This is a genomic window from Zoogloea sp. (assembly GCF_028689785.1).
Taxonomy (GTDB): Bacteria; Pseudomonadota; Gammaproteobacteria; order Burkholderiales; family Rhodocyclaceae; genus Zoogloea.
The window spans coordinates 71,701-81,888 of sequence record NZ_JAQVCN010000011.1; the positions used below are offsets into that span (position 1 = coordinate 71,701).

Genomic DNA, 10,188 nt, shown 5'->3' on the forward strand with positions numbered 1-10,188 from the left:
GATGTCACGACATGCAGGCGGCGTTGAGAATGCCGACCACCAGCGCCACCATGCCGGCAAAGGCGCCAGCAGCCACGTTGTTGGCGGCAAGCTGTTCAGGCAGCCGCGGCACCAGCCGGCCCAGCAGCACATAGGCGAGCAGCTGCACCGACAGCCCCGCCACGCTCCACACCAGGAACAGCTGCAAACTGTCGTTGTGAAGGATGCTCGAAGCCACGGTGAGGGAAAAACCGATAACAGCCCCCCCGAGCGACAAGGCCGGCGCAACAATGCCCTGGCGAATCAGGGACAGCTCGCAAAAGGGCGTGACCCGCAGATAGATGTTGGCGAAAACCAGCACCATGAACAGGCCGGACAGCAGATGCACAACGTAATTGTAGAGCGGCTCCATCAGCGGAATCCTCGGCGACCGGGCCAGTATTTAGCCAGCATTCCCCGTGCCCGGCAAGCGCTTTCCGGGTAGAGTCCGCAGCCATGCCCGAGCCCCGAACGCCCCCCGTTTCCCCACCCGCCGCCCGCCCGGAAAACGGCCTGCCAGACCGCCTGCTGATCCTGTCGGTCTTCGTCGTCGCCTCCTGCGGCCTCGCCTACGAACTGATCGCCGGCGCCCTGTCGAGCTACCTGCTCGGCGACTCGGTGCTGCAGTTCTCGTCGATCATCGGCTGCTACCTGTTCGCCATGGGAGTGGGCTCCCACCTGTCCAAGTATGTGAACGACCGGGACGTACTGGCCCGCTTCATCGACATCGAATTGCTGGTCGGACTGCTCGGCGGCGTGTCGGCAACCCTGCTTTTCCTGCTCTTCGCCTGGATGGCGGCGCCCTTCCGCAGCGCCCTGTATGCACTGGTGTTCATCCTCGGCGTGCTGGTGGGCATGGAGATTCCGCTGGTGATGCGCGTCCTGCACACCCGCCAGGCCAGCTTCAGCGAGCTGGTGAGCCGGGTGCTGACCTTTGATTACCTGGGCGCCCTGGCGGTATCCCTGCTGTTTCCCCTGGTGCTGGCTCCCAAACTGGGCCTTTCCCGCACGGGCTTCCTGTTCGGCATGACCAACGTGGCCGTGGCCCTCTGGACGCTGTGGTACTACCGCCATGAGATCCCCCGCCTGCGCAGCCGCCTGACCCGCGGCGCCCTGGTCATGGCCTTCCTCGCTGGCGGCCTGGTGAGCTCGGAAAAACTCACCCACTGGGCCGAGCGCGGCCTGTACGGCGACGAGGTGATCTTCGCCACCACCACGCCCTACCAGCGTATCGCCGTGACCCGCTGGAAGGACGACACCCGCCTCTACATCAACGGCAACCTGCAGTTCTCCAGCCGCGACGAGCACCGCTACCACGAAGCCCTGGTGCACCCGGCCCTGCAGAGCATGCCCTGGGCACGCTCGGTGCTGGTGCTGGGCGGCGGCGACGGCCTGGCGGTGCGTGAAATCCTGCGCCATGCCCAGGTGGAACGGGTCACCCTGGTGGACCTGGACCCGGCCATGACCGACCTGTTCACCCGCAACGACTACCTCTCAGGGCTCAACGCAAAAGCCCTGTCCAATCCCCGGGTCACGGTCATCAACGCCGACGCCGGCCAGTGGCTGGAGACCCACAGCGAGGTCTTCGATCTGATCATCGCCGATTTCCCCGACCCCTCCAGCTTCGGCCTCGGCAAGCTCTACTCGGTGCCCATGTACCGCCTGATGGGCAAGCACCTGTCAGACCGCGGCGTGCTGGTAGTCCAGTCCACCTCGCCCTGGTTCGCCCCCCGCAGCTTCTGGTGCATCGACGCCACCCTGCGCGAGGCCGGCTTCCACACCCACCCCTACCATGCCCACGTCCCCTCCTTCGGCGAATGGGGCTTCAACCTCGCCACCCGCCAGCCGGGCTACACGCCCCCCACCGCCTACAGCATCCCCACCCGCTACCTGGATGCGGAAACCACGCGGCTGATGTTCCGCTTCCCTCCCGACATGCAGCGCCTGCCCGTCGATCCCAATCACCTCAACGACCAGCAACTGGTGCACTACTTCCAGCAGGACTGGGGCAACGTGGTGCGCTGATGCGGCGACGCCACTTCCTGCAGGCTGCCGGAGCCGCCGGACTGGGCCTGGCTCTGCCAGCCTGTCGCCGCCTCGAACACCTGGGCATTCCGGTCCGGATTCTCCAGCCCGGTCTGGCCGAAGGCCATCGGCTGCGCGACGCCGGGCCGCTCCCCGCCCCCACCCGCGCGCTGCGCACCGGAGTGGCCATCCTAGGCAGCGGGGTAGCGGGGCTCACGGCCGCCTGGCGGCTGACCCGGGACGGAGATGACGACTTCCTTCTCCTCGACGGCCCGGAGCCCGACGGCAACGCCGCCGCCGGCCGCTTCGACAGCCCCTCCGGCCCCCTGCTCCACCCGCGTGGCGCCCACTACCTGCCCCTGCCGTCGATGGAATCCCGAGGAGTGCGGGAGCTCCTTTTCGAGCTCGGCGTGATCGAAGCCGAACCCTTCTCGGAGCGCCCACGGTTCAGCGAGACGGCCCTGGTCCACGCCCCGGACGAACGCCTTTACTTCGAGGGCACCTGGCACGAGGGTCTGCTGCCGAGCGGGCAGGTGAATGCAGCAGAAGCCGCGCAGCACCGGCGCTTTCTCGCCGAAGTCGCCGAGCTGACCCGACGCCACGGCAGCGACGGACGGCGCCTGTTCTGCGTGCCCAAGGCCCTTTCATCCACCGATGCCGAATGGCGCCGGCTCGACGCACAGCCCTTTCGCGACTGGCTGGTGGCCCAGGGCTACAGCGCCCCCAGCCTGCACACCTGGCTCGACTATGTGTGCCGGGACGAATACGGGGCCGGCCTGGAGCGCGTATCGGCCTGGGCCGGCCTGCACTACTTCGCCGGCCGCGGCGGGCGCGCAGCCAATGCCGCCGACGGCACGGTGCTGACCTGGCCCGAAGGTCTGGCCTTCCTCGCCCAGGGGCTGCGCGCTCGGGTGCCACCCGCCCGGCAAAAGCCCGGCTACGCCTTGCGTATCGAGGAAACCCGGGAGGGCGTCCGCATCCTCTGCCAGGACGCCTCCGGCCCGTTCATGCTCCATGCCCGCCGCGCCATCTGCGCCATGCCCCTGCACGTAGCGGCGCGGGTCGTTCCACATCTGCGTGACTACGGCTTCGACCCGGCCCGGCATCTGCCGGCCCAGGCGCCCTGGCTGGTGGCCAACTTCCTGCTCGACGGCTTTCCGGCGGAGCCACCTGACGCCCCCCTGGCCTGGGACAACGTGATCCATGGCAGCCCGGGCCTGGGCTGGGTGGTATCCACCCATCAATGGCTGCGCGCCGCCAAACCCGCCCACACGGTGTTCACCGCCTATCGGGCCCTGGCCGATCAGCCCCCCGCCGAGGCACGCCGGCGGCTACTGGCCATGGGCCCGGACGAACTTCTGGCACTGGCGGCCGTCGACCTGAGGCAGGCTTATGGCGCCCTTGAACTGTGGCGCCGAACCCGCGCCGTGGACATCACGGTACGCGGCCACGGCATGGCCATTCCGGGCTGCGGCAGCCTGAACAACCCCGGCCTGGCCGCCCTGCAGGCCGCAGACGGACGCCTGCTTTTCGCCCATGCGGATCTGTCCGGCTATTCGGTTTTCGAGGAGGCCAGCTGGTGGGGCGAACGCGCCGCCCGGCTGGCGGCCGCCCGCTAGGGAGCGCACCCGACATGCAATCACCCCCCTCCCCCCAAGCACGCAGGCGACGTTGGCTGCGTAACCTGCTGGCCGCGCCGGTGGCGGTCTATGGCGCTGCCCTTGCCGCCATCGGCCTGAAACAGGAAGACCTGCTCTTCCACCCGGAGCCCCTGCCCGCCGATTTCAGCTTCGCCAGTCTTTATCCGTCAGAGCAGGATTTCGAGGAGCTGCGCATCCCTGTCGAGGGCGCCGAGCTCAGCGCACTGCTGTTCCGCCAGCCCGACAGCCGGGGGCTGGTCTACTACCTGCATGGCAATGCGGGAAACCTGGTGGGCTGGACGCGCAACATTGGCTTTTACCGCCAGCTTGGTTTCGACTTGCTCATGCTCGACTACCGGGGCTTCGGCAAGAGCACCGGTCGCATCAGCAGCGAGGCGCAGCTTCATGCCGACGTACGTGCCACCTGGGAAAAGGTGGCACCGGCCTACGCCGGCAAGCCGGTGGTGATCCTGGGCCGCTCCCTGGGCAGCGGTCTGGCCACCCGGCTGGCTGCAGAGGTGACACCGGCCCTGCTGGTGCTGGTGACGCCCTACACCAGCGTGGAGCGCCTGGCCACCGAGCAGTTTCCCCTGGTCCCCGCCGCACTGCTGAAGTACCCCCTGCGCACCGACCAGCTGATCGGTCAGGTAGGCTGCCCCATCCTGATTGCCCATGGAGACGCGGACGAGCTGATTCCCTTCGCGCATGCACGCCAGCTGGCCGCCGCCAGCGGCGGACGAGCCACGCTGCTGCGCGTGGAGGGCGCACGGCACGGGGACATCCATGAATTCCCCGCCTACCTTGACGGCCTGTCGCAGCGAATCAGGGCCCTGAAGTAATCGGCACCCGCCCCCCGAGGCTCAGGCGCGCTCCACGGCCGTCGCCACAGACGGTGAGACGGCGTCCGGAGCGTCCGCCAAATCACCAGGGGGAAGGACGCGGGCCAACCCGGCCACGATGACCTGCAGGTGCTCCTCAAGGCTGCGCAGGGCCATGCGGGCGCGGCTGTTGTCGCCCGCATGGGCAGCGGCCTCAAGGCGCCCGGCCAGGGCCGACACCTCGGTCATGCCGAGCAGGCCAGCGCGCCCCTTGAGGGTATGGGCAAAGGGTGCCACCTGGTCCCAGGCCCTATCATCCACCGCCGCCCGCAGCGCCACCGGGCCATCGGCGAACTGCAGGCGGAACTTGGCCAGCAGGCGTGGATACAGAGTGGGGCTGATGCCCGTATCGTTGATTGCGCAACGGGCATCGAGACCCGGTATGTCATCCAGGCCGGCCAGCACCACCGAACCCGCCGCCGGCAGATCGGCCAGGTCCGGTGCTCCGGGGTAGTGCTGGCGCAGCACCTTGTACAGATCACTCAACTCGTAGGGCTTATTGAGGCAGCCATTCATGCCGATGGCCAGGCAGCGCTCCAGTACGGCACGGCCGCTGTGGGCCGATAGAGCGTAGATGGGCAAAGCATCATAGGCAGGCTGGCTGCGGATCTGACGTACGGCCTCGTAGCCATCCATTACCGGCATCTGCAGATCCATGAACACCAGCGCGTAATGATCGGGGGGCTTTGCGTAGAGCTGGGCAAGGGCATCCCGGCCATCCCCGGCAGTATCCACCTCGACGCCCCAACGCCCCATCAGGGCGATGGCCACATCGCGCCCGGTGGTGTTGTCCTCCACCAGCAGCACACGCATGCCGTCAAGGGCGCCGGTGGCCACCTCTCCGCCGCCGGAGCTCGCCACGACGCGGCCCAGCGCCGCATCACAGAGGCGCCGCAAAACCCCGGGGAGTAGCGGCTTGTCGCAGAAATGCAGGCCATCCCGCCGGATCTCCGGAGCCTCTCCGTCGATGGCACGGGGCATGGACATGAGGACCACGTGATGGGGCGCAAGGTCGGGCTGCTGCCGCAGGATCTCCAGGATCGCCCCACCATCCTGGTCGGGCAACGACCAGTCGAGAAAAAGCAGGTCATAAGGCAGCCCATCGGTGCGGGCAGCCTCCAGGCAGGCGAGCACCTCCGCGCCACGGCTGACCGCATCAATGTCGTCGATCCCCTCGTAGTTAAGAAGATCGATCAGCGCCAGGCGGGCCTCGGGGTAGTCATCAGCCACCAGGACCCGCAGGCTGAGTCCGGGCTTGTCTGCAGAGGCGTTGCTGCGGCGCTCATCCCGTGCCAAGGGCAGCCTTACCTGAAACACACTCCCCCGCTTGGGCACGCTGTGCACCCGGATGTCGCCCCCCATCAGATCCACCAGTCTGCGCACGATGGCCAGCCCCAGGCCGGTTCCACCGTACTGACGGGTGGTGGCGCCGTCGGCTTGCACGAAATCTTCAAACAGACGCCCAATCTGGTCGTTGCGCATGCCTATCCCCGTGTCTTCAACGATCAGGCTGAGCATCAGCCGTCCGTCCTCCGCCGTCTGGCCGTCGACCCGCAGGGAGACGTGGCCGGACGGGGTGAATTTGACCGCGTTGGACAGCAGGTTCCCGAGCACCTGGCCGATGCGCAGGGGGTCTCCGACGAGGGAATCGGCCAGCAAGTCGCCACTGCCGGGGCGCGCCTCGAAGAGCAGCTCGACCCCCTTCTCCAGGGCCGCCCGCTCGACCAGCAGGTAGGCGCTGGAAACCACATCCTCGAGACGGAAGGGCACGCGCTCCAGTTCCAGCCGCCCGGCTTCGATCTTGGAGAAATCCAGGATGTCGTTGACCGTGTCGAGCAGGCTGCGCCCGGCCATACGGATCTTCTCGGCATAATCCCGCTGGCGCGGCGGCAATGGGCTATGGAGGATAAGCTCGGCCATGCCGATCACCGCGTTGAGCGGAGTGCGGATCTCGTGGCTCATATTGGCGAGGAACATGGACTTGGCCTGGGTGGCCTGCTCGGCCCGGGCGCTCGCCTCCTTCAACGCCGACTCGATGTCCTCACGCCCGTGAATGTCGTGCTCAATGGCCGTGGCCATGGAGTTGAAAGCGTCCCGCAGCACCCGCACTTCCTCCACCCCGCCCTCACCCGCCATACGCACGTCGTACTGGCCACGCGCCAGCCGGCCGGTGGCCGCAGACATTCCTTCAAGGGGGATGAGCACCTTGCTGCGCATGGTGCGCAGCCCGAGCAGAACCAGCAGGGCAGCGCTCCCCATGGCCACGATCACCGCGATGATCCAGTTGCGCAGGTGCTGGCGCGCTTCGTTCACCTGACGCCCGGTGCGCAGATCCACCTGCTCCAGGAGCCGGGCCAAAGCCACCGCGACGCGGGCATGCTGATGATCGTATTCCCGCCCGTGAACCAGCTTTACAGCCAGATCCGGGTGGGGCTGGCCGTCGGAGACAAAGGTGCGGGTGGTGGGGTCGTAAAGCCCCCGGGTAGCGGCGAAGGCGATCTGCTCAAGTTGCTTGAGCGCCTCTGCTTCGACCAGCACCGTTTCCAGGGCAGCCAGTTCGGGGCCCTGGAAACCCAGCCTGACCATGCGCGAACGCATCGAGACGCGGGGCCCATCCGCCGGGGGGTCAAAGGCCGTCTCCCCGGCAATCACCCGATCCCAGTAGCCGGCCGCATTACCCTTCTCGACCGCAGGCTTCTCACCTTCGCGAATGGCCAGAATGGCGTGGTAGTACGTGAGATAGCGCATATCGCCGGTCACCACGTAGCTACGCACAAGACGGCCAAGGGTGTCCATCTCGCGGCGGAGCTCGCCAACGAGGTGCAATGCTTCAAGCCGCTCGTCCTGCACCGCCTGGGCCCGGTCAAAGGCAATCAGCACCAGCAGGGAAATCACCCCGTTGATCGCAACCATCAGCAACAGGGCCGCGGAGAAGATCAGGGATAGCTTGCTGAGTTTCATGGCCGTTGAATACAGGAGCTTACACGGCCTGCTCCTCAGGTAGCGTGGCAGGCTTTACGGCGACGCACAGATTCACTAAGCAGATCGAGAACGCAGTAGAACGCCCCCGCCGCCAGGGGCGGATTGGCCACCGGCCAGCCCAACCAAGGCAAGGCAGCACGCCAGCTCCAGTTGCCCAACCAGGTGCCCCACAACTCCATGCCGAGGGAGAGCAGGAACATCGTGATGTAGAGCCGCGGCGATGGCCCCCACCACACGCAGACCAGGAAGACCGCCACCAGGGCCGGCCCCATCCAGTCGATCCCGGCCACGGCCAGGGCGCTGACGGCCATCAGGGCCAGCCAGGGCGTGAGGGCCATCACCCGTCCGGGCAGGCGCCCGGCCCACTGCAGGCCCAGCCAGTAAAGAAGCACGTGCCCAGGCGGCACGAACAGGGGCAGATTGCCAAGGCGATAGTCGTACAGCCCCCAGACCAGGGACAGCAGCACTTCACCCGCCGTCGCGATGAGCAGACAAGCCGTCAGACGCAGGCGCAAACCTGCCGCCTGGACTATCAGCAAGCCAAAGAGCAGCCACACCCAAAGGCTCACCAGAGGCTGCCCCCAGGCCCCGCCATGACGATCCACCACCAGCCCCACCAGGATGGTGAAAACGACGAGGACGGGCTGGATGACGGGTTTCACGGTGATACGGGGCCCACGTCGGGCACCAAGCTGCAGGGGCCCGAAGACGGGTACACCAGAGTGCTTACTGGATGCCCTGGCTGGACAGGTATTCCTCGTAGGTGCCGCGGTAATCGACGATGTCGCCGGGGCCGCGGATCTCGAGGATGCGGGTGGCGATGGACGATACGAAAGCCCGGTCGTGGGACACGAAGAACAGGGTGCCGCCGAAATCGGCAATGCCCGAGTTGAGGGACTCGATGGACTCCATGTCCATGTGGTTGGTCGGCTCATCCAGCAGCAGCACGTTCTTGCGCTGCAGCATCAGCTTGCCGAACAGCATGCGCCCCTGCTCGCCCCCGGAAATCACCTTGACCGACTTTTTCACGTCGTCACCCTTGAAGAGCAGACGGCCAAGCGTGCCGCGGATCAAGGTTTCGGCGTCGTCGCCCTCGTAGCCGCCTTCACGTACATAGCCGCTGATCCAGTCGGTGAGGTTCTCGCCACTGGCAAAGTCGTCGGCGTGGTCTTGGGCGTAGTAGCCGAGCTTGGCCTTCTCAGCCCACTTCACGGTGCCGAACTGAGGGGCCAGGCCGTGCAGGCCGGTGCCCACCAGCAGCTTCAGCAGGGTGGTCTTGCCGATGCCGTTCTCGCCGATGATGGCGATGCGGTCATTGGCGTCGGCGGTGAAGGTGAAGTTCTTGATGATCGGGTTGGCCGGATCGTAGCCGAAGGTCAGGTTCTCGATCTCGACGGCCTGACGGTGCAGCTTCTCCTTCTCGTCGTAATCGAAGCGGATCCACGGGTACTGGCGGCTGGAGGGCTTGAACTCTTCGATCTTGATCTTCTCGATCTGCTTGGCGCGGCTGGTGGCCTGGCGGGCCTTGGACTTGTTGGCCGAGAAACGGCGCACGAACTCCTGCAGCTCCTGGACCTTCTCCTTGGCCTTCTGGTTGGCGTTGGACTGGCGCTCGCGGGCCTGGGTGGAGGCCTCGATGTAATCGTCCCAATTGCCGGGCCACACCTGGATGCGGCCATAGTCAAGATCCGCCATGTGGGTACACACCTGGTTCAGGAAGTGACGGTCGTGGGAGATGATGATCATGGTGGAGTTGCGCTCATTGAGCACATCTTCCAGCCAGCGGATGGTGTTGATGTCCAGGTTGTTGGTCGGTTCGTCCAGCAGCAGGATGTCCGGGTTGGCAAACAGGGCCTGGGCCAGCAGCACGCGCAGCTTCCAGCCCGGCGCCACTTCACGCATCAGGCCACCATGCTGCTCGGTGGGGATGCCCACCCCGTGCAGCAGCTCGCCGGCACGGGCCTCGGCGGTGTAGCCGTCGTATTCGGCGAAGTGGCCTTCCAGCTCGGCGGCCTTCATGTAGTCCTCTTCGGTGGCCTCCGGGTTGGCGTAGATCGCGTCCTTCTCCTGCATGCACTTCCACATCTCGGCATGCCCCTGCATCACCACGTCAAGCACCCGCACATCTTCGTAGCCGAACTGGTCCTGGCGCAGAAAGGCCATGCGCTCGCCGCTATCGAGGGCCACATTGCCCGCGGAGGGCTCCAGCACGCCGGCCAGGATCTTCATGAAGGTGGACTTGCCCGCCCCGTTGGCGCCGATCAGGCCGTAGCGGTTGCCGTCACCGAACTTGACGGAGACATTCTCGAACAGGGGCTTGGCCCCGAACTGCATGGTGATGTTGTTGGCAATGAGCACGACAGGGATTCCTCAATTTTCGGGGGCCAGGGCGGCCAAACGAAAACGCCGGCGCATGGCCGGCGAAGCTGGTACGGAATTTATCATATCTTTCAAGCACCTGGCCAGATTTCACAGCAGCCGCCCCGAGCCTGCACCGGCGCTCACCCGGCCCCGCACCTAGGGAACCCCTGATCAATTGACGTTTGAAGCACGAACACCCAAGCCAGCAGTTTTGAGCCGACTTCGATGATCACTTTTTCCGCCCTTGCTGCCGCATTTCGAGGCCATTTCGGCCTTGATCACCC

7 protein-coding genes are annotated in these 10,188 nt (G+C 66.2%); 3 read left to right on the forward strand and 4 right to left on the reverse strand.

Features of this window, described 5'->3' with window-relative positions; translation table 11 throughout:
- Nucleotides 1–4: 4 nt before the first annotated feature.
- Nucleotides 5–391 carry a DUF350 domain-containing protein gene (locus PHI64_RS07775; RefSeq protein WP_299881133.1) on the reverse strand — a complete coding sequence of 129 codons (387 nt, stop codon included), beginning with the start codon at nt 389–391 and terminating at the stop codon, nt 5–7.
- Nucleotides 392–474: 83 nt separating this feature from the next.
- On the opposite strand from PHI64_RS07775, the gene PHI64_RS07780 reads away from it, so the two are divergent.
- From PHI64_RS07780 to PHI64_RS07790, 3 genes are read left to right on the forward strand one after another with little or no spacing between them, the layout of a single operon-like run.
- Entirely contained in the window at nt 475–2,043 is a 1,569-nt protein-coding gene (locus PHI64_RS07780; protein WP_299881136.1) for a polyamine aminopropyltransferase, read from the forward strand.
- The gene (locus tag PHI64_RS07785; RefSeq protein ID WP_299881139.1) at nt 2,043–3,662 is read left to right on the forward strand and encodes an NAD(P)-binding protein; all 1,620 of its coding nucleotides are present in this window, start codon (nt 2,043–2,045) and stop codon (nt 3,660–3,662) included. Before PHI64_RS07780 ends, PHI64_RS07785 begins: the two co-directional genes overlap by 1 nt.
- A gap of 14 nt (nt 3,663–3,676) precedes the next feature.
- Nucleotides 3,677–4,522, forward strand: coding sequence for an alpha/beta fold hydrolase (locus PHI64_RS07790; RefSeq protein ID WP_299881142.1), 846 nt, complete (start codon nt 3,677–3,679; stop codon nt 4,520–4,522).
- A 21-nt stretch (nt 4,523–4,543) separates the two neighbouring features.
- Here the strand turns inward: PHI64_RS07790 and PHI64_RS07795 are convergent, their stop codons facing one another.
- From PHI64_RS07795 to PHI64_RS07805, 3 genes are all read right to left on the reverse strand, one after another.
- Entirely contained in the window at nt 4,544–7,522 is a 2,979-nt protein-coding gene (locus PHI64_RS07795; RefSeq protein WP_299881145.1) for a response regulator, read from the reverse strand.
- A 35-nt stretch (nt 7,523–7,557) separates the two neighbouring features.
- The gene (locus tag PHI64_RS07800; RefSeq protein WP_299881148.1) at nt 7,558–8,205 is read right to left on the reverse strand and encodes a hypothetical protein; all 648 of its coding nucleotides are present in this window, start codon (nt 8,203–8,205) and stop codon (nt 7,558–7,560) included.
- A gap of 64 nt (nt 8,206–8,269) precedes the next feature.
- The gene (locus PHI64_RS07805; RefSeq protein ID WP_299881151.1) at nt 8,270–9,901 is read right to left on the reverse strand and encodes an ABC-F family ATPase; all 1,632 of its coding nucleotides are present in this window, start codon (nt 9,899–9,901) and stop codon (nt 8,270–8,272) included.
- Nucleotides 9,902–10,188 lie beyond the last annotated feature (287 nt).